Source organism: Luteibacter yeojuensis (genome assembly GCF_011742875.1).
Lineage (GTDB): Bacteria > Pseudomonadota > Gammaproteobacteria > Xanthomonadales > Rhodanobacteraceae > Luteibacter > Luteibacter yeojuensis.
This window is the reverse complement of record NZ_JAAQTL010000001.1, coordinates 1,023,990-1,044,127: the sequence shown is the minus strand read 5'-3', so window position 1 is coordinate 1,044,127 and position 20,138 is coordinate 1,023,990. Positions and strand designations below refer to the sequence as shown.

The window sequence follows — 20,138 nt, the reverse complement described above, 5'->3', positions numbered from 1 at the left end:
GAAAGAGGGCATTCTACGCTTCCGCGGACCAGCCGCTCCGCCGGAGATACTATACCGCAGGGTCAGGCCGGTCCTCCAATGGCAAATGGCAGGGCAGGCATCGGCCGTTCGCGCGGGTATAGTCCCGCGCTCTCCCGCTGACCCGAGCCCGATCTTGACGACCGAAACGACGCAAGAAACTGCGGTCGCGGCCGCGCCGACGCAATCGCGACGCCTCCTGCTCACGGCCCTGATGCTGGTGATGCTCCTTGCCGCCCTTGACGGCACCATCGTCTCCACGGCCCTGCCGACCATCGTCGGCGAACTGGGGGGGCTGGACCAGCTGTCCTGGGTGGTCACCGCGTACATGCTCAGTTCGACCGTGGTGGTGCCGCTGTACGGCAAGTTCGGCGACCTCTACGGCCGCAAACTGATGATGCAGATCGCCATCGCCGTCTTCCTGGTCGGTTCGGTGCTCTGCGGGCTCGCGCAGAACATGGTCGAGCTGATCCTCATGCGCGCCGTGCAGGGCCTGGGTGGCGGGGGTCTCGTGGTGGTCACGGTCGCGTCCGTCGGCGACATCATCCCGCCAGCGGAGCGCGGCCGCTACCAGGGCCTGTTCGGTGGCGTGTACGGTCTTGCCACGGTGATCGGCCCACTGGTCGGCGGGTTCATGGTCGACCACCTGTCATGGCGCTGGATCTTCTACGTCAACGTGCCGCTCGGCCTGCTCTGCGTCGTCATCATCGCGGCCGTATTCCGTCCGCACGTGCGCCACGTGCGTCATGCCATCGATTACTGGGGCGCCGCTTTGCTCACGGTGGCACTCAGCGGCCTCATCCTGTTCACTACCGAAGGCGGCACCGTGCTGCCCTGGGATTCGATCGAACTGTGGTTCATCCTCGCGCTGGCGCTGGCGGCCATCGCCGGCTTCATCCTCGTCGAGCGCGGCGCCGGTGAGCCGATCATGCCGCTGCATTTGTTCAGTCACCGCATCTTCGTGCTCTGCAGCCTCATCGGCTTCTTCGTGGGCGCGGCGCTGTTCGGCTCGACGACCTTCATCCCGCTGTACATGCAGGTGGTGAAGGGCGCGACGCCCACGGCCGCGGGCATGCAGCTCCTGCCCTTGATGGGCGGCGTCATCCTCAGTTCCATCGTGGCCGGGCGGCTCATCAGCCGGATAGGACGCTATCGCGTCTTCCCGATAGCAGGCACGGTCTTGGCGGCACTCGCGCTCGCTCTCCTCGGCACGGTCCGCGAGGGCGATCCGGCGTTCTTCATCTACGTCTATACCGGCCTGCTCGGCGCCGGGCTCGGCATGGTGATGCAGGTGCTGATCCTCGCCACGCAGAACAGCGTGGAGATGCAGCACCTCGGCGTGGCGACCTCCGGCGTCATGCTGTTCCGTTCGATCGGCGGTTCGATCGGTGTCTCGCTGTTCGGCGCGATCTTCACCATCGGCTTGCAATCGCGGTTGCGGGCCGTGCTGCCGGAAGCCGTGCACGCGTCGAAGTCCTTCGGCCCGGAGTCCGTGAAAGCATTGCCGCCGGGCATTCACGAGAAGTATGTCCACGCTTTCGGGGCATCCATGCATACCGTCTACTTCGTGGCGGCGGCGCTGGTGGCTGTCGCATTCCTCATGGCGTTGCGCTTGGAAGACATACCGCTGCGCACCACGCCCGACCGGAGGCAGTAGGCGTTTCCGGCACGGGTGCGGGAGGCTGTTCCTGCGTATCGCCGTGGACTGGCGCAGCCTTGCCCTCTACAGGGACGTCGCGGGACGGGGCCAGGATCCGAGGCGCAGGCGGTGGAAGCGGCAGACATCGATGCCGTCGTAAACGCGGGTCTGCCCGTCGCGGAAGGTCACCTGGAAATCGCGCAGGCAACCGCCCTCCGGAAGGCGGACGGTGGCGGCCGTGGTGCCGCCCTGGAGCGGTTCGCCGAGGGGTATCTCCGTTCCGCCCACGGCGAGGGCGGTCACGCTCTCGTCGGATGCGTTGACCAGGGTGAACATCCTCGCCGGTTCGCGGTTGCCCTCCGCGGCGCGGGCGAGCGACAGGGAGGCGACGGCGGACAGGACGAGGAAGGCGATACGTACGGCAGGCATGAGGGGCGCTCCATGACGATGGCGGCGCCATGGAAGCGGAGCGGGGCTCGCCGGGAAAGCGTCGCGGGACGAATCGTCGATCGCGCGGGACGATTCGTAGCCCGGCGACATATCGCTTTGACCTTGCCCCGGGGACGCCTACCATGCCTCCAGGGTCCGCGGGATACACGCCATGAAGGTTCGCCTCGGTACGACGGAAATCGGTCTCGGCCGCTATCTCGCGCTGTGGACGGCGGTCGTCGTCGTTTTCGCCTTCCAGCGTTACCTCAACGCACAACTCGTCGGCCCGCAATGGGGCGTCATCGTCTACCTGCGCTGGTCGCTGATCCAGTGGTACACCTGGGCGGCCCTGGCGCCGCTGGTATTCCGGCTGGCGGAGATGTATCCGATCAAGGGGCCGCTGCGCGTGCGCGGCCTCGGCCTGCAGCTGCCGGCGAGCGTGGCGGTGACGATGCTGTCGCTCATGGTCGGCGCGGCGGTGTCCACGCCGTTCGAACCCAGTTCGTTCCTGGAGCAGTTCAGGCAGTTCCTCGGCCAGCATTTCGCCACCGGCTTCCTCACCTACTGGGCGCTGTTCGCGATCCAGCAGGCCATGGCTTTCCGCGAGGAAAAGGCCCTTCGCGAAAGGGAAGCGAGCCGGTTGGCCACGGCACTGGCGCAGTCGCGCCTGCAGGCGCTCAAATCCCAGCTGCAGCCGCATTTCCTGTTCAACACGCTGCATGCGATCGCCACGCTGCTCAAGGAAGATGCGCTCACGGCCGAAGACATGTTGCTGCGCCTGAGTGAGTTGTTGCGTGCCTTCCTCGAGGATTACGAGGGACAGGAAATCTCCTTGCGCCGCGAACTCGTGCTCCTGGACCTCTACCTCGGCATCCAGGGCGTGCGCTTCAAGGATCGCCTCACCACGCGCATCTACGTGGACCCGGCCACGCTCGACTGCGCCGTGCCCAGCCTGATCCTCCAGCCCATCGTCGAGAACGCCATCCGTCACGGCATCGGCGAGCGCGTCGGCGCGGACCAGATCGAGATCGAAAGTCGCCGCGAGGGCGACAGCCTGTGCATCGAGGTGAGGAACCGCAACAGCACGCTCGAGAAGACCTCGAACGGCACGGCCCAGGGACACGGTATCGGCCTGTCGAACACGGCCCTTCGCCTGCACGAACTCTATGGCGATGCCGGGCAGGTGCGGCTCGACATGCTCTGGCCGCAAGGCGTGGCTTGCCGCATCCACCTGCCGTTCCGCGAAACCGAGGACATCGACGACGGCCCGGAGATCGCCAGCGCATGAAGATCGCCACCCTGGTCGTCGACGATGAACCCATCGCGAGGCACGCCGTGCTTCGCCTGCTGCGCGAAGACCCGGATATCGCGCTGCTCGGCGAATGCGGCGACGGCGCTTCGGCGGCGCGGGCTATCCGCGAGCAATCGCCGGATCTCGTCTTCCTCGACATCCAGATGCCCGCGATGACCGGCCTGGACGTGGTGGAGACGATCGGTGTGTCGCGCATGCCCGCCACGGTGTTCGTCACGGCATACGAGCAATACGCCGTGCGCGCGTTCGAGGCCAACGCGGTGGATTACCTCGTGAAGCCCTTCGGCAGGGGCCGCTTCCTGGAGACGTTGCGCCGGGCGAAGACGCGACTGGGGGCCGCTCGCGTGTCGGCCGAAGGCGGCGAAGCCATCCAGCAGGTGCTGGATGCCTTGCGTCGGCGCGAGGGTTACCTCGACCGCGTGCCTGTGCGCGTGGACGAGCGCGTGACCTTCGTGGACGTGGACGACATCGTCTGGATCAAGGCCAACCGGAACGTCGTGGAGATCCATCTGGCCGATCGCGTGCACGAAGTGCGCGAGACGATGACGTCGCTGGCCGGGCGTCTCGACCCGCGCCATTTCGCGCGCGTGCATCGCTCGGCCATCATCAATGTCCGCCGCGTGCAGTCCATCCATCCCTGGTTCAACGGGCACCATGTGGTGACGATGGATACGGGCCAGAAGCTGCGCATGAGCCGTTACCAGCAGGAAGCCTTCATGCGGCTGGTATCCGCCAAAGGCTAACGCCGGCTCGCGAGGACGCCATCCAGGGCCAGTTCCGCCTTGAAGCCCGACCTTTCGAGACGACGAGCCACTTCGCGCGGCACGTCGCGGCCGCTGGTGAGCTTGTTAGGGCTGCCGGTGTAATGGAAGAGGCGGCCGCCACGGCGAAGCACGCGTGCGAGCTGCTCGTAGAACGCCTGCGAATAAAGTTCGCCCGCGATGCCGAAACGCGGCGGATCGTGGAGCAGGGCATCCACGGAGGCATCGGGAATCGTGGCGATCGCTTCGGATACATCGCCATGGGAGAGGTCCAGGCGGCCGCCGGATGCGGGAGATTCCGGGTCGGGCGACCAGGGATTGAGCGTGCGCAGCCAGAGCACGTCCGCGTTCTTCTCGAACGACCGGATACGACCGACGCCGGCCTCGAGGCAGCAGGCCGCGAAGTAGCCGAGGCCGCCACACGTGTCGAGGACGGATTTGCCCCGGGGCTCGACGAGCGCGACCTTGCGCCGGGCGTCGTCGACCGGGGAGTCCTTCGCCGTGGGCAGCATCTTGATGCCGTCGATCTCGAAGGTGGGAGCGCCCCATGGCGTCGGCACCAGCTTGATGAGCGAACCCGAGAAACGCGAGACCGCCGCGAAGTCCTCGCCGTCCCAGTAGTAGATGGTCCGGTCCTTCAGCCGTGCCGGATAGGGATACTCGCGGTCCTTCCACCGCCAGCGCTCGGATTCCAGCGCGGCGACACCCGTCGTGCGGCCGAGATCGAGCGAGCCCGTCCATTCCGGGGCACCGGCGTCCCGACCCGCCGACAGAGCATCCGCGAGTTCGCGCGTGAGCAGAGGGCCTGAATAATGGGCCACGATTCGTTCCCAAAGGAACGCATGGTAGCAAGGACGCCCCGGCTCAGAACCTGTCCACGTCCATGACGGCCTTGGCGAAGGCTTCGGGTGCTTCCTGCGGAAGGTTGTGGCCGACACCGCCGGAGACGAGACGGTGTTCGTATTTGCCGGTGAACTTCTTCGCGTAGACGGCGGGATCGGGATGCGGCGCGCCGTTCGCGTCGCCTTCCATCGTGATGGTCGGCACGGCGATGTCGGGGAATCGGGCGAGCTTCGCCTCCAGTTCGTCGAACTTCCTTTCCCCGGGCGCGAGGCCCAGGCGCCAGCGATAGTTGTCTATGGCGATGGCGACATGGTCCGGATTGTCGAACGCGGTGGCCGAGCGCTGGAACGTGGCGTCGTCGAAGTGCCACTTCGGCGACGCCTGTTCCCAGATGAGCCGTGCGAAATCGTGCGTGTATTTCGCGTAGCCCGCCTGGCCGCGCTCGGTGGTGAAGTAGAACTGGTACCACCAGAGCAGCTCGGCCTTGGGCGGCAGGGGATTCTTGTTCGCCGCCTGGCTGCCGATGAGGTAGCCGCTGACCGACACCATGGCCTTGCAGCGTTCCGGCCATAGCGCTGCCACGATGTTGGCGGTGCGGGCGCCCCAGTCGTACCCGGCCACGATCGCCTTGTCGATCTTCAAGGCGTCCATCAGGGCGACGATGTCGGCGGCGAGGGCGGACTGCTGCCCGTTCCTTGGCGTGTCCGGAGACAGGAAGGCCGTGCTGCCGTACCCGCGAAGATAGGGAACGATCACCCGGTAACCCTTCGCCGCGAGGATCGGCGCGACGTCGACGTAACTGTAGATGTCATAGGGCCAGCCATGCAGGAGGACCACGACCGGCCCGGTGGCGGGACCGTCCTCGGCATACCCGACCTGGAGCACGCCGGCCTTGACCGATTTCATCGCCGCGAAGGACGTCGCGCCATGCCGCGGGGGCTTCGCTTCGGCCACCGTCCGCGCGGCTGTCGCGGTCGCGCCCAGTCCGGCCGCGGCGAGTCCCAGCGCGGTGGCGCCGACGAAACGGCGTCGTTCCCGATCGAATGTGTCGATCATCGATGTGTCCCCGGACCGAGTGAGCAGCGTTCACTCTAGCGGGCCTGCCCGATCCGGAATTGCACATAAGTCCGGATATTGGATCGGTGACGCAAGATATTTCGCTTTTGTATGCATGTGCTCTTTTTGCGAACCCGGTCCCATTCCGCCGCACGCCCCGTAACCGGACAGTGCTCCGAGCACGAACTCTCTATATCCCCCGCATACGCGGGGATCATTGGAGAAAGCCATGCACAAACAGCACGTACTCGCGATGGCGCTCGTCGCAACGGCGGCGGGCGCTTCGGCCGCATCGGCCCAGCAGGCCGACCTTTTCGGCTTCGGCCCGCACGACGGCTCGCACGTCTATGTCATGTCCAACGACAAGGATCAGAACAGCGTGGCGGTCCTGAAACGCGACCGTATCGGCCATCTCGACAAGGTGGGCGTCTACCGCACGGGCGGCAAGGGCGTTGGCGTCGGCACCACCGCGCCGCCGCCGGATCCGCTGGGTTCGCAGAACGCGCTGCTGTTGAGCGACGACGGACACCTGCTCTTTGCGGTGGACGCCGGCAGCAATGAGATATCCACCTTCCTGGTCCTGGGCGACCGGCTCGTCCTCATCGACGTCACCGACTCGGGCGGCAGCTATCCCGTCAGCCTTGCACAGCACGGCTCGGAACTTTACGTGTTGAACAGCGCAGGCGAGGCGAACGTCACCGCCTTCAGGATCGGTCCGTTCGGTTTCCTTTCGAAGGTGCGCGGTTCCACGCGTCTCATCGGCACCGACGAGCCGCTGGTGGGCAACCAACCCAACGTGGGCAACACCGCGACGCAGCTCCAGTTCGATCGCACGGGCCGCTGGCTCGCCATCTCGGTCAAGGACTCCCGCGCGAAAGGCTTCATCGAGGTCTTCGGCGTGGATCGCTCCGGCGAGCTTTCGCGCGATCCGGCCATCACGCCGTCCATGGACCCGGCCGCGTTCGGCTTTACCTTCGACGATCACGACCATCTCCTCATCAGCGAAGCCGGGGGGAATGCCGTGTCGTCGTATTCGATCGAGCGCAACGGCGAGCTGCGCGTCGTCTCGCAGTCGGTACCCACCGGACAGGGAGCGACCTGCTGGCTCGCCGCCAACCATCGCTACGCGGTCACGGCGAACGCGGGCTCGAATACGCTGACCGCCTTCCGCGTCGATGCGCAGGGGCACCTCACGCTCACCTCGCCCGATGGCCTCGCCGCCAACCTCGGCGCCGGCCATGCGCCGACCGACATCAAGTTCTCCAGCGACGGTCGCTCGCTGTACGTCAACACGCCGGGCACCGGTGGGGTCAGCGCCTTTGCCGTGCGCGAGAACGGCGAACTCGTGCCGCTGGGAGAGACGCCGGTCTTCGCGGCCTTCTCGGGCATGCAGGGCCTTGCCGTGCAATAGCCGGCACTCTGCCGTGGGAGCCGCTTTGGCGGCTTCCACGGTTTGTCCTGGCCGCCGAAGCGGCCCTTACGGTCGCGCTTTGCGGGCGCTCGTGCGGGAACCGGCGTGCGCTATGGACAGCGCATCCAGTCCCGCCAGGATGTAGGTGGTCATGTCTTCGAGGAGTCCTTCGGACGTCGGCGACAGGGCGGGCAACACCTTTTTCCGCAGACCTTCCGGCGCGATGAGCAGGGCAATGCACGGAAAGATCGTCAACATCATGCCCCGCTGCACCGCGGGGTGCGACGAAGGCAGTCCGAGATAAGCCGCCATCAGGCGGGACACGATGCCGGCCTTGGGCGCGACGGCCTGCTCGACGAGCGTGTTCACGAGCGGGGAGGGCGCCATCACTTCCCTCAGCACCACCTTGAACCCCCAGGACTTCTCGCCAAGCCCGGCCTGCTTCACGAAGTGGGCCACGAGGGCACGCAGCTTCTCGCCCGGGGGACGATCGGAGCGCGCGAACGCCGCGAGATCCTCCACGCTCACCAACTGGCGGTGCGCTTCGACGAGCACCGCTTCGTAGAGCCCGTCGCGACTGCCGAAGTGGTAGTTCACCGCCGCCATGTTCATGCCGGCGCGGAGGCAGATCTCCTTGCTGGACGTACCCAGGTAGCCATGTTCGGCGAACAGCCGGCCGGCCACATCGAGCAGCTGGGCCCGGGTGCTTTCGCCGTCCTGGCGCGATCCGCGACGGACGGAAGGGGGATGGGGACGATCGCTCATGCGCGAAACTATAACTCAAATTTGCATTTGATTTTTGGCCGTGTGCGGGCCTAGACTGCGGGGCATTACCGCACCGAGCCCGGTCCATGGTTAAGCCGAAGCGCCCCCTCTTCCTAGGCCTGATCGTCCTCGTCCTGCTGCTGGGCCTGGCGCTCTGGTGGCTGCTGCGGCCCAGCCCGGACCAGCCGATCGTGCTTCACGGCAACATCGACATCCGTCAGGTGTCGCTCGCCTTCAAGGTGAACGAGCGGATCGCGGGGATGCGCGTGGAGGAGGGTGACCGGGTCACGCGCGGGCAGGTCCTGGCGACGCTGGACACGAGGACGCTCAAGCTGCGGCTCGCCAAGGCAGAGGCCCAGGTCGGCGTGCAGGACGAAGTGCTGCGCCGCCTCGAGGCAGGCAACCGGCCGCAGGAAATCGCCCAGACCGACGCCAACATGCGTGCCGCGCAGGCCGATGCGCGCATGGCCCACCAGACACTCGAAAGGCTCCGTTCGATCAGCCGGGACACCGGCGGCCGCGCGGTGAGCCGCGAGGATCTCGACCAGGCGCTCGCCGCTGCCACCGCCGCGGATGCGAAGGTGGACTCCCTGCGCAAGGCGCACGAATTGTCCGTCGCGGGTCCGCGCAAGGAGGACGTCGACGAAGCCCGCGCGCAACGCGAAGCCGCGCTGGCCGAAGCCGCGGTCGCCAGGCAGGAACTCGCGGACGCCGAGCTGAAGGCTCCCATCGACGCCGTCGTGCGCAGCCGCCTGCTCGAACCGGGCGACATGGCCTCGCCGCAACGTCCGGTGTACGCGTTGGCGGTGCTGCATCCCAAGTGGGTACGGGCCTATGTGTCGGAAGCCAACCTCAGCCGGATCAAACCCGGCCAGGCCGCGCGTGTCACGACCGACAGCGCGCCCGATCGTCCGATCGCGGGCCGCATCGGCTACATCGCCTCGGTGTCCGAGTTCACGCCGAAGAACGTCGAGACCGAAGACCTGCGCACGAGCCTCGTCTACGAGGTGCGCGTGAACGTGGACGATCCCGAGGATCGCCTGCGTCTCGGCATGCCGGCAACGGTGCGGCTGCCGGGCACGGTGGCCGCGAAGCCATGAGCGATTCGGCCGCCCTCGTCGCGCAGGGTGTGGCAAAGCGCTTCGCCCCGAAGCGCGGCGGCCGTGCGGTGCAGGCGCTGGAGGAAGTCTCGCTCGAGGTGCGCGCCGGCGCGATCAGCGCCCTCGTCGGCCCCGACGGGGCAGGCAAGACGACGCTGCTGCGGCTTGCCGCGGGACTCATGGTCGCCGATGCCGGGAGCGTGACCGTGCTGGGCATCGACGCCGCACGCGATCCGCAGGCGGTGCAGGACCGGATCAGCTACATGCCGCAGCGCTTCGGCCTGTACGACGACCTGAGCGTGCAGGAGAACCTCGACCTGTATGCCGACCTGCACGGAGTGGACCGCGACAGGCGCCGCGAGCGGTATGCCCGCCTCATGGAAATGACCGACCTGGGCCGTTTCACGGCACGGCCCGCGGGGAAGTTGTCCGGGGGCATGAAGCAGAAACTTGGCCTCGCCTGCACGCTGGTGCGTTCGCCGGAACTGCTCCTGCTCGATGAACCGACCGTGGGCGTGGATCCGCTTTCCCGCAGGGAACTCTGGGAGATCGTCGAACAGCTGGTGGGCGACGAAAAACTCAGCGTGCTGGTGAGCACCTCCTACATGGACGAAGCGGCACGCTGCGCGCATGTCGTCATCCTGCACGAGGGACGCGTGCTCGCGCAGGGAACGCCGGATTCCATCCGCGACACCGCGGACGGTCTCTGCTTCGCCGCCGTGCCCCCGTGCGGCGAGACCCCGCGCCACCTCCAGGCCCGCCTGCTCGACGACGGCGACACGGTGGATGCGGTGCCGCGGGGCGGCAAGGTGCATTTCGTACGCGCGAAGGAGACGGTGGAGAAGGGCGATCCGCCCTTGGCTGCCCTGCTTGGCGAGGCGGCCTGCAACGGCGTCCCGCCCACGCTCGAGGACGGCGTGATGCTGGCCCTGCGCTCGAAAGTCCGTCGCGATTTCGGCGCCGCGGCATCGGTCGCCTCGTCGGCATCGCCGGCGAAGCACGAAGACGGCACGGTCATCCAGGTGAAGGATCTCGTCCGCACCTTCGGCGATTTCACCGCGGTGGACCGCACCAGCTTCAGTGTGGAGCGTGGCGAGATCTTCGGCCTGCTCGGTCCCAACGGGGCGGGGAAGACCACCACCTTCCGCATGCTCTGCGGACTCCTTCCCGCCAGCTCCGGCATGCTGCGTGTCGCCGGCTACGACCTGCGCAAGGCGCGGGCGCCGGCGCGGCAGGAGATCGGTTACGTGTCGCAGAAGTTCGCCTTGTACGGAAACCTTTCGGTCGACGAGAACCTGACGTTCTTCGGCGGCGCGTACGGCCTGTACGGCGCGCGCCTGCGCGACCGGATCCGTACCGTCAAATCGCAGTTCGAGCTGGACGGCGTGGGCGATTCGCAGGCGGGCCTCCTGCCCGGCGGCTTCAGGCAGCGCCTCGCGATGGCGACGGGACTCCTCCACGAGCCCGACATCCTTTTCCTCGACGAACCGACCAGCGGCGCGGATCCGCTCGCGCGGCGCGAGTTCTGGCGGCGTATCACGGCGCTGGCCGAGGGCGGCACGACGATCGTGGTCACCACGCACTTCATGGAAGAAGCCGAGTACTGCGACCGTGTGGTCATCCAGGACGCCGGCAAGGTCCTGGCGCTGGGCACCCCCGGGGACATCCGCTCGCAGGCGGGCGAAACCGGCGAGACGCCGCTCGACATGGAACAGGCGTTCATCGGCATCGTGCAGCGGCACCGCAAGGACACGCGCGGCGGCGACAGGGAGGCCGCATGACCGCGCAGAAGCCGCAAACCCGCGGTGCCTTCCTGCGCCGCCTGACGGCGCTCGTGCGCAAGGAGGTGAAGCAGCTCCTGCGCGACCGCAGCAACCTGATGATGGGCATCGCCTTGCCCCTGGTGCTGATCCTGATCTTCGGATACGGCCTGTCGTTCGACGTGAAGAACGCGCCGCTGGCCGTCGTGATGGAAGACACCTCGCCCACCGCCCACGGGATGGTGGCGAGCATGCGGCTGTCGCCGTACCTCGACCCGACGCTCGTCCACGACATGCACCGGGCCGAGGCCCTGATGCTGGAGCGGAAGGTCAACGGGATCCTGCGCATCCCTTCCGACTTCACGCGCCGCCTCGCGCTCGGCGACGCCCACCTGCAGCTGATCCTGCATGGTGCCGACGCCAACACCGCGCGCATCGTGCAGGGCTACGTGCAGTCCGCGCTGCAGTCATGGGCCTCGCCCGCGGATGCCGGGGGAGCGGTGCGGCTCGAATCGCGGATGTGGTTCAACGAGGCCAACACCAGCACATGGTTCCTCGTGCCTGGCCTGATCGTGCTCATCACCACGCTCGTGGGCGCCTTCCTCACCGCGCTGGTGATGGCGCGCGAATGGGAGCGGGGCACGCTGGAAGCCCTGTTCGTGACGCCGGTGCGGCCGATCGAGATCCTGCTGGCGAAGATCATTCCGTACTTCGGCGTGGGCCTGATCGGGATCGCCATGTGTCTGGTGGCGGCGCGTTTCCTCTTCGGCGTGCCGATCGAGGGCTCGCTCCTCCTGATCCTCGTCGTGTCGGTGTTCTACCTGTTCGTCGCGCTGGGCATCGGCCTGCTCATTTCCGCCGTCACCAAAAACCAGTTCACCGCCAGCCAGGTCGCGCTGGTCGCCAGCTTCATGCCGGCGCTGATGCTTTCAGGCTTCATCTACGACCTGCGCAACATGCCGCTCCTGGTGCAGGGCGTGGGACGGGTGCTCCCCGCCACCTATTACCTGGAGACGCTCAAGAGCCTGTTCCTCGCCGGCAACCTCTGGCCGATGATCCTGAAGAACTGCGCGGTGCTGATCGGCTACGCGGTGGTGCTGCTCGCCGCGGCGCGCGCGAAGACACGGAAGCTGATCGGATGAGCGGCCTGCCTGCTTTCCTGCGCCGCGTGGCGAACCTGTGCCTCAAGGAGCTCAAGGTGATCCTCAAGGATCCCGCCAGCCGCGTGGTTCTCTTCGCACCCGTGCTCGTGCAATCGCTCATGTTCGGCTACGCGGCCACGCTCGACCTTCGCCAGGCGCCTTATGCGCTGCTCGACCAGGACCACGGACAGGCAGCCACGCGCCTCGTGGCCCGGATCGAGGGGTCGGGCGTATTCCGGCGCGTGGCCACGCTGCGCAACGAGAGCGACATCGCCCCGATCGTGAACGCCGGCAAGGTCCTCTTCGTGGTCAACATCCCGCCGCGCTTCGAGCAGCGGCTGGAAGGGGGCGAAAGCGCGCCGGTGCAGCTGATTCTCGATGCGCGAAATTCGAGCACGGCAGGCACCGCGGCGGGGTACCTGGGCACGATCGTGTCGCGGTTCAATGCGGACTGGCGGAGGGAGCACGGCGGCGGCAGCGTTCCGCTCACCCTGGACGTGCGCAGCTGGTACAACCCGAACCTCGAGACCCGCTGGTTCATGATGACGGCGATGATCGCCATCCTCAGCATGCTGCAGACGCTCATGCTGACGGCGCTGTCGGTCGCCCGCGAGCGCGAGCAGGGTACCTTCGACCAGTTGCTGGTGACGCCCTGCACGCCGGCCGAGATCATGATCGGCAAGTCCGTGCCGTCCATCGTCGTGGGGCTGGTGCAGGCCAGCCTGGTGCTCCTGATCGCCACGCTATGGTTCCGCATTCCCATGGCCGGTTCCCTGGGCACGCTGTACGTGGCGCTGCTCGTCTTCATGGTGGCATGCGTGGGTATCGGTCTGGCGATCTCCGCCATGGCGGCCAGCATGCAGCAGGCCATGCTCTACACCTTCGTGCTGATGATGCCGCTGGTGCTCCTGTCGGGCATGACCACCCCCATCGCGAACATGCCCGTCGCGATGCAGTGGCTGACCGCCATCGATCCCGCGCGCTATGCCATCCATATGGTCCAGCGCGTGTACCTGGAGGGTGTCGGCCTCGGCACCGTCCTCGGCGACATCCTTCCGCTGCTCGGCATCGCCAGCGTCACGCTTCCGCTCGCGGCATGGCTCTTCCGAAACCGACTCGTCTGACCCGGTGCGTCTCATGCGAACGTCTTTTTTCCTTCCCGTCCTGATCTTCGCCGCCGGTTGCGCACTGGCCGGGTGCGCGGTCGGTCCCGACTTCGAGAGGCCGCGGGCGAGTGCCCCGACAGACTGGTCTTCGGCCCGGGGCGGCGATGCATCGCTGCACGATCCCGCCCTCGTCGCGAGCGACGCCCGATCCTCGGACGCATGGTGGAAGGCGTTCGGCGATCCCGTGCTCGACCAGCTCGAGGCCCAGGCCGCCGCCGCGAATCCGGATCTCGGGACGGCGGCGCTGCGTTTCGCCCAGAGCCGCGAACAGAGGCGCGCGACAGCGGCCCAGCGGGGACCGCGGGTCGACGTCGATGCCACCGCCCAACGGCAACGGCCCAGCGAGAACGGCACCACCAGCCGCACCATCGACGTGCTCGCGCCGGCCGAGCGGCGGGACGAACTGGTGCGGCTCCTCAGCCAACCCTTCAACGACTACCAGGCAGGTTTCGACGCCTCCTGGGAGCCGGATTTCTGGGGCCGCGTACGCCGTTCCGTCGAAGCCGCCGATGCGCGGGTCGACGAAGCCGCGGCACTCTTCGATGGCGCACGCCTCGACGTGGCGGCGGAGGTGGCGCGGCATTACTTCGAACTCCGCGGCCTGCAGCGCCAGCTGGCGCTGACCCGCGGCGACATCGATGCGGCCACGGAGCGTTTCGACCTGACGAAGGCCCGCGCGAACGGAGGCATGGCAAGCGATCTCGATGCCACCCGGCAGCAAGCGCTGCTGGCCGAGCTCCGCTCGCGTCTGCCCGCGTTGCTCGAACGCGAGGCAGGCACACTCGACCAGCTGTCGCTGCTGCTGGGGCAGTCGCCGGGAAGCCTGGGAGCGACGCTGGCCGCGGTCGAGGGGGAAGGGCCGCCGCGCATCCTGCCCGATCTGGCCCTGGGCATTCCGTCCGACGTGGCGCGCCGCCGACCGGATATCCGCCAGGCCGAGGCTCGCCTGCACGCGGCCACGGCGAACATCGGCGTGGCGGTGGCGGACCTCTACCCACGCATCACGCTCGGTGCCGGATTCGCTTTCGAGTCGCTGCACTCGGGCGATTTCGCCGATTGGGGCAGCCGGCGATGGTCCGTCGGCCCCCGCCTCGATCTCCCGGTGTTCGACATGGGCCGCCGGAAGAGCGTCGTGACCCTGCGCAAGCTGGAGCAGCAGGAAGCCGCGGTCGCCTACCAGGGCACCGTGCTGCGGGCGTGGACCGATATCGACACGGCGCTGAACGGTTACGCGGCCGAGCGTGAGCGGAACGAGCGGCTGGCCGAGCGCGAGCGTCTGTCGCGGGACGCCGACCGGCTGGCCGATGCGCGCTACGGGCACGGCGAGACCAGCTACATCGACGCCCTGGACGCCCGGCGCAGCCTGCTTGCGGCGCAACGCGACAGGGCGGAGAGCGACGCACAGCTCGCTGTCCGCTACGTGGCGATCTGCAAGGCCATCGGGGGCGGCGATCCGCACTGAGCTTCCGGCGCGTGCCGCTGTCATCGCGATGACCTACTATTCGCGCGATGAACACGCCGCTCCCTCATCCGCCCCGAAACCCGGCCCGCGGCAGCCTTGCCTGCGTCGGCCTGGGCATGACCCTCGGCTCCCACCTGACGCCGCTCGCGCGCAGCCATATCGAGCAGGCCGACGTGGTCTTCGCCGCGCTCTCCGACGGCATCGTCGAAACCTGGCTGCAACGCATGCATCCGGACGTGCGGAGCCTCCAGTCGCATTATCGCGAGGGCAAGTCGCGGATGAAGACCTACCGGGAGTGGGTCGACGTACTGATGACGGAGGTGCGCGCGGGCAAGCGCGTCTGCGGCGTGTTCTACGGGCACCCCGGCATCTTCGCGTGGTCGCCGCACAAGGCGATCGAGGTGGCGCGCGCCGAAGGGTTCGAAGCCCATATGGAGCCTGGCATCTCGGCCGAGGATTGTCTCTACGCCGATCTCGGCTTCGATCCGGGCCGCGTCGGCTGCCAGCATTTCGAGGCCAGCCAGCTGTTGTTCTACGAAAGGCGGATCGACGTCACCGGCTACCTCGTGCTGTGGCAGGTGGGCGTGGTCGGCGATCGTTCGCTGAAACGCTTCGCCACCGGCGCGGCGCACCGGCAGGTACTGGTCGACGTACTCGCCGCCGATTACCCCCTCGACCATGAAGTGATCATCTACCGCGCAGCCACCCTGCCGATCGAACGGCCGCGCATCCGCCGCGTGGCCTTGCGCGACCTGCCACACACGCCGCTGACCGCCGAGGAAACGGTGGTCCTTCCTCCCGCGCAAGCGCTGAAGCCGAACCTTGCCGTCCAGGAACGGCTGGCCGCTCTCGAATAAAGAAATTCCGCCACCTGCCGTCAACGGCGAGGCGAGCCCACGCGACCGCGGCTCGCATGCCGTAACCAGACAGAAAGGTAGGAACATGCGGGACACGATCGATCTACTGGAAGCCATTGGCAGCGATGCGTCGCTACGCCATGCGCCCGCGCAAGACCTTGCGGACATCCTGGCCATGTCCGAAGCGACGCCCTGCCTGACGAAGGCCGCCGCCACGGGAGACGGCGACGTCCTGGCCGACGAATTCGGCGACCGGCCCAATCCGCCCACGCAGGTATCGCAGGTTCCGGGCTGGGAGGAAGAAGGAGACGACGAGGATATGGACGAACCCGAACGCAAGGACGACGATAAGTCGCTCCCGTACTAGCAGGACTTTGCATGCATCGTTGGCCCACCCTTGTCCGGTCCTGGCTTTTCCGGACGACGGTGGGCCTTTGCGTGCTCGTGCCAGGCGCCCGGGCCGCCTCTTCGGTCGAGGACCCGGCGAGCTTCCTCGTGCAGGCTGAAAGCGTGCGCACGAAGGACCATCCGCGCTTCGTGCGGATGATGGCGGAAATGCACGGACAGGCATCGAGCCTGACGCCCGCCGAGCGATGGCACCTGCGCTACCTCGACGCGTGGGAGACGATGTTCCAGGGGGATTACCCGGCCTCGGAGAAGCTGCTCCGCGAAGTGATCGACCGTTCCGGGGACGCGACGCTCGCGGCGAAGGCCTCGGCGTTGCTGCTGAGCAACCTGGGCCTGTCCCAGCGCTACCAGGAGGCCTATGCGCTCGCCAACCGCCTGACCTCGCTCCTCCCTTCGGTGAACGATCCCCTGGCCCGTTCGATGCTCCTCGGCAACCTGTCGCAGATGTTCAACCTCGCGGGGCAGACCGACCTCGCCGTGAAGTACGCGGACATGATGATGGAAGGCGGCACGCCATCAGGCGAGACCTGCTACCCGCTCTCCCTGCGTGTCGCCGCGCTCTACGAAGGGCACCGCCTGCGCCCCGACGGCAACGACGTGGCGCAGGCCGTGAGCACCTGCGTCCAGGCACGGCAGCCCGTGCTCGCCAATACCATGCGGCTCGTCCAGATCGACCGGTTCCTGGACGAGCGGCAGCCGCACGAGGCACTGGAAGCGCTGGAACGGGTCTGGCCGAGCATTCAGGCCAACAAGTATTACCCGCACATGCTTTCGTCGCAGGTGCAGCAGGCGAAGGCATACGAAATGCTTGGCAGGAACGACCAGGCGTTGAAGGCCGCGAGGGCGGCGATCGCCATGGCCGCTCCGTCCGAAACGAGCGAGTACACGCGCGATGCCTACGGCGTGCTGTACCGCACGGAGAAGGCCCTGGGAAACGCCGCCAAGGCGCTCGAGTACTACGAGCGTTACAGCGTCCAGGACAGGGGCAACCTCAACGACGTCACCGCGCGGACACTGGCCTTCGAGCTGAGCCGGCAGCATGTCGTGGTACAGAAACTCGAGACGGAACGCCTGAGCAGGCAGAACAGTATCCTGCGCCTGCAGAAGGCGCTGGAAACCAAGGCCGTGGAAACCAGTCGTCTCTACATCTCGCTACTCTCGATGTTCCTTCTCTCGGTCGTGTTCTGGCTGTTCCGGCTCAAGCGATCGCAGGTCCGCTTCATGCGGCTGTCGTGGCACGACGGCCTGACCGGCATCTTCAACCGCCAGCATTTCATGAGCGAGGCCGACCGCGTGCTGAAGACACTGGAAAAGCGCCGCGTCGACGCCTGCCTCGTGTTCATCGACCTCGACCACTTCAAGCAGGTGAACGACACCTACGGTCATGCCATGGGCGACCTCGTGCTGCGCCACACCGTCGCCATCTGCCAGCGTCAGCTGGGATCGGGCACGCTGTTCGGGCGGCTCGGCGGCGAGGAGTTCGGCATCCTCCTCCAGGATTGCCGGAGGGAGCGCGCCATCGTCGTCGCCGATCGTATCCGCATGGCCATCGAAAGTGCGCCGGTGGAAGAGGACGGTCGCGTCCTGTCCATTTCCGCGAGCGTGGGTGTCGCCTCCACCGACGGTACCGGACATGCGTTGTTGCGCCTGTGCCGCGAAGCCGACCTTGCGCTTTACCGGGCGAAGCGGGCCGGCAGGAACCGGGTGATGGCCGACATCGCCTAGAGATCGAACGACGCCGAGACGTAGAACGTGCGTGGTGTGCCCTGGGTCAGGTAGCCACCATTGGCCGATGCCCAATAGCCCTTGTTCGTCACGTTCTGCACGGTGAGGCGAAGCGTGACAGGCACGCCCTCAAGGTGGGCCGTGGTGCGTGCGCCCACATCGTAGGTGGTCCAGGCCGGCACTTTCAGGTCGTTCGCGGTATCGAGGTACTGGCGACCGGTGCGGACCGCGCGCGCGCTGAGCGTGATGTCCGGCGTGTCCGGGATGTCCCATTCCACGCCTGCGTTCGCCTGGAAGCGCGGCACGCCGATGGCGTCGTTGCCGTCGTTGGCGCCGCCCTGCGTCTTCACCAGTTCGGGACGGATGTAGTTCACGCCGCCGAGCACGCGCAGGCCCCGCACCGGCTGACCGAAGACATTCCACTCGACACCGCGGTTGCGCTGCTCGCCGTCGACCACGTAGGTGTTCGAAGCATCCACATACGCGCTGGGCTGCTTGATCTGGTAGAGCGCGAGGCTGCTGCCGATGGTCCCGGCGTCCCACTTCACGCCGACTTCGTTCTGCTTCGATTTGTACGGCGCAAAGACCTGGCCGGCATTGGTGACCGGAAGATTGTCGAAACTGGCCGGCGCCTGGTCGCCTTGTGTCAACGCTTCGATGTGGTTGGCATAGACGGACCACCGCTCGGTGAAACGGTAGTTCACGCCCAGCACGGGGCTCGTCGCATAGCGCTTGTAATCGGCATTCTTCGCTCCGTCCACACCGTCCACGGCATAGGCGTAGCCGAGCGCATGCAGTTTCTGGCGGCGCGCGCCCAGCGTCACTTCCAGACTGCCGTCCAGGAAGCCCAGCGTGTCGGACACCGCCACGCTGCGCAGCTGCGTGCGTCCGGTGATGCCGGGGTCGCTGATGGGGCCCACGTTGTAGGCGAACGCGGGAACCGGCACGTGGGTTGGCGAATAGATGTTGGTGAGGATCGGATCCAGCGAACCCGCATATGCCGCTTTCTTGCGGAAGGCGAGCGCGGAGAAGCCGAGGTTGATGCGATGGGTGACCGCGCCGGTCTCGAAGAAAGCGTTGAAGCCCGCCTCGCCCGTGGCGGTATCGGCGATGTACGGCACGGTGAACCGCGATTCCGTCGCGTTGCCTTCGCGGTCGAGCAGGGAAGGACTCACGTAGTCGCCGAATTCGTTGCCATGGTGGACACCGGCCGCCACGTATGCCGTGAGCCAGGGTGCGATGTCGTACTCCGCGCGGATCACGCCGAACGTGTCCTCCAGCGACGAATCGGACCATGGCTGGGCGTAGTTCGTCCGCGCGGACGGCGCGCGCGGCACCGACGCGATGCCGGTGGCGTAGACGACGGAGCGGCCACCGGTGATCACCTGCTTCTGGTAGCCGATGTCGGTGGTGACGCGCAGCTTCTCGCCACGGTAATCGAACGCGACGGAAGCGGCGGTCACGCGGCGCTTTTCGCCGTCGATCGCGGTATGGCCATCCCGGTGCACGGCATTCACCCGTACGCCGAAGGCATCGCCGGCGCCGAAACGCCGCCCGATATCGACGCTGCCGCCGGCCTGGCCGTCGCTTCCCCAGTCGAGTCCGACACGGGTGAGGGGCGCGGCCTCCGCCCGCTTCGGCGCGATGTTGATGCTCCCTCCGACGCCGGAACCGCCGGGGCTGATACCGTTGAGGAAGGCGCTTGCCCCCTTGAAGACCTCGACGCGGCTGATCAGCTCGGGAGCGAGCAGCTGGCGTGGCAGCAGGCCATACAGGCCGTCGAAGGCGATGTCGTCGCTGTAGACCTGGAAGCCGCGGATGGTGAAGGTCTGCGAGAAATTGCCGAAACCGAAACCGGTGCGTACGGCGGGGTCGTTGGAAACGACGTCGCCCAGGCTGCGTGCCTGCTGGTTGCGGATCAGGGTATCGGTATAGCTGGCGATGGCGAACGGCACGTTCATCGCGTCCTGGTTTCCCAGCACGCCGAAACGCCCGCCGCGGGCCACCTGTCCACCGGCGTACGCCGCCGTGGGCGCAGCCACATTGGCCTCGACCTGGACGCCGGACAACGTCGTGCTGTTGTCCCGCGCATTCTGCTGCGGATCGCCGCCGGTGGTGCCTCCGGCCGTGGCGTGAGCCGCCGCGGCAAGGGCGATCGTGGCGGCAAGGGCGGTACGGATGGACAAGGACAAGGTACGGCGGCGGGACGGGGCGGCAGACATCGATCTTCCAGTGGGACGGGGCCCGGACGCGAATGGAAATGAGAATTGCTCGCATTATGACC

Annotated in this window: 17 protein-coding genes; 12 read left to right on the top strand and 5 right to left on the bottom strand. The window is 67.1% G+C overall.

The features are described from left to right. The first annotated feature begins 154 nt into the window (after positions 1 to 154). Positions 155 to 1,675, top strand: a complete 1,521-nt coding sequence (locus HBF32_RS04560; protein WP_205287699.1) for an MDR family MFS transporter — start codon at positions 155 to 157, stop codon at positions 1,673 to 1,675. Between the two features lie 66 nt (positions 1,676 to 1,741). Here the strand turns inward: HBF32_RS04560 and HBF32_RS04555 are convergent, their stop codons facing one another. Next, a complete protein-coding gene (locus tag HBF32_RS04555) occupies positions 1,742 to 2,086 on the bottom strand; it encodes a hypothetical protein (protein WP_166698430.1) in 345 nt (114 codons plus the stop codon). 172 nt (positions 2,087 to 2,258) lie between these two features. Between HBF32_RS04555 and HBF32_RS04550 the strand changes: the two genes are divergently transcribed. Further along, positions 2,259 to 3,374, top strand: a complete 1,116-nt coding sequence (locus HBF32_RS04550) for a sensor histidine kinase (RefSeq protein WP_166698429.1) — start codon at positions 2,259 to 2,261, stop codon at positions 3,372 to 3,374. Then, positions 3,371 to 4,141, top strand: coding sequence for a LytR/AlgR family response regulator transcription factor (locus HBF32_RS04545; RefSeq protein WP_166698428.1), 771 nt, complete (start codon positions 3,371 to 3,373; stop codon positions 4,139 to 4,141). Before HBF32_RS04550 ends, HBF32_RS04545 begins: the two co-directional genes overlap by 4 nt. On the opposite strand, the gene HBF32_RS04540 is transcribed toward HBF32_RS04545, so the two are convergent. After that, a complete protein-coding gene (locus HBF32_RS04540) occupies positions 4,138 to 4,980 on the bottom strand; it encodes an MnmC family methyltransferase (protein WP_166698427.1) in 843 nt (280 codons plus the stop codon). The two genes, HBF32_RS04545 and HBF32_RS04540, sit on opposite strands and share 4 nt — an antisense overlap. 43 nt (positions 4,981 to 5,023) lie before the next feature. Beyond that, the gene (locus HBF32_RS04535; RefSeq protein ID WP_166698426.1) at positions 5,024 to 6,058 is read right to left on the bottom strand and encodes an alpha/beta fold hydrolase; all 1,035 of its coding nucleotides are present in this window, start codon (positions 6,056 to 6,058) and stop codon (positions 5,024 to 5,026) included. Positions 6,059 to 6,287: 229 nt separating this feature from the next. On the opposite strand from HBF32_RS04535, the gene HBF32_RS04530 reads away from it, so the two are divergent. Beyond that, positions 6,288 to 7,469, top strand: coding sequence for a lactonase family protein (locus HBF32_RS04530; RefSeq protein WP_166698425.1), 1,182 nt, complete (start codon positions 6,288 to 6,290; stop codon positions 7,467 to 7,469). A 66-nt stretch (positions 7,470 to 7,535) separates the two neighbouring features. On the opposite strand, the gene HBF32_RS04525 is transcribed toward HBF32_RS04530, so the two are convergent. Further along, positions 7,536 to 8,234: a TetR/AcrR family transcriptional regulator gene (locus HBF32_RS04525; RefSeq protein ID WP_166698424.1), complete on the bottom strand. Its 699-nt coding sequence runs from the start codon at positions 8,232 to 8,234 to the stop codon at positions 7,536 to 7,538. An 86-nt stretch (positions 8,235 to 8,320) separates the two neighbouring features. Here HBF32_RS04525 and HBF32_RS04520 point away from each other — a divergent pair, with 86 nt between their 5' ends. The 8 genes from HBF32_RS04520 to HBF32_RS04485 all read left to right on the top strand — a co-directional run bounded on the left by HBF32_RS04520 (position 8,321) and on the right by HBF32_RS04485 (position 17,854). Continuing rightward, positions 8,321 to 9,334, top strand: a complete 1,014-nt coding sequence (locus HBF32_RS04520; protein WP_166698423.1) for an HlyD family secretion protein — start codon at positions 8,321 to 8,323, stop codon at positions 9,332 to 9,334. Then, positions 9,331 to 11,115, top strand: coding sequence for an ATP-binding cassette domain-containing protein (locus HBF32_RS04515; protein WP_166698422.1), 1,785 nt, complete (start codon positions 9,331 to 9,333; stop codon positions 11,113 to 11,115). The genes HBF32_RS04520 and HBF32_RS04515 overlap by 4 nt, the downstream gene beginning before the upstream one ends. Continuing rightward, positions 11,112 to 12,236, top strand: coding sequence for an ABC transporter permease (locus tag HBF32_RS04510; protein WP_166698421.1), 1,125 nt, complete (start codon positions 11,112 to 11,114; stop codon positions 12,234 to 12,236). The genes HBF32_RS04515 and HBF32_RS04510 overlap by 4 nt, the downstream gene beginning before the upstream one ends. Then, on the top strand, positions 12,233 to 13,360 hold the full coding sequence (locus HBF32_RS04505) for an ABC transporter permease (RefSeq protein ID WP_166698420.1): 1,128 nt from the start codon (positions 12,233 to 12,235) through the stop codon (positions 13,358 to 13,360). Before HBF32_RS04510 ends, HBF32_RS04505 begins: the two co-directional genes overlap by 4 nt. A 13-nt stretch (positions 13,361 to 13,373) precedes the next feature. Continuing rightward, positions 13,374 to 14,864, top strand: coding sequence for an efflux transporter outer membrane subunit (locus tag HBF32_RS04500; protein ID WP_166698419.1), 1,491 nt, complete (start codon positions 13,374 to 13,376; stop codon positions 14,862 to 14,864). A gap of 47 nt (positions 14,865 to 14,911) precedes the next feature. Further along, entirely contained in the window at positions 14,912 to 15,721 is an 810-nt protein-coding gene (locus HBF32_RS04495; protein WP_166698418.1) for an SAM-dependent methyltransferase, read from the top strand. 85 nt (positions 15,722 to 15,806) lie between these two features. Beyond that, positions 15,807 to 16,088, top strand: a complete 282-nt coding sequence (locus tag HBF32_RS04490) for a hypothetical protein (RefSeq protein ID WP_166698417.1) — start codon at positions 15,807 to 15,809, stop codon at positions 16,086 to 16,088. Between the two features lie 11 nt (positions 16,089 to 16,099). After that, positions 16,100 to 17,854 carry a GGDEF domain-containing protein gene (locus tag HBF32_RS04485; RefSeq protein WP_240147789.1) on the top strand — a complete coding sequence of 585 codons (1,755 nt, stop codon included), beginning with the start codon at positions 16,100 to 16,102 and terminating at the stop codon, positions 17,852 to 17,854. Here HBF32_RS04485 and HBF32_RS04480 read toward each other — a convergent pair. Then, positions 17,851 to 20,076, bottom strand: a complete 2,226-nt coding sequence (locus HBF32_RS04480) for a TonB-dependent receptor (protein WP_166698416.1) — start codon at positions 20,074 to 20,076, stop codon at positions 17,851 to 17,853. The genes HBF32_RS04485 and HBF32_RS04480 overlap by 4 nt on opposite strands. Positions 20,077 to 20,138 lie beyond the last annotated feature (62 nt).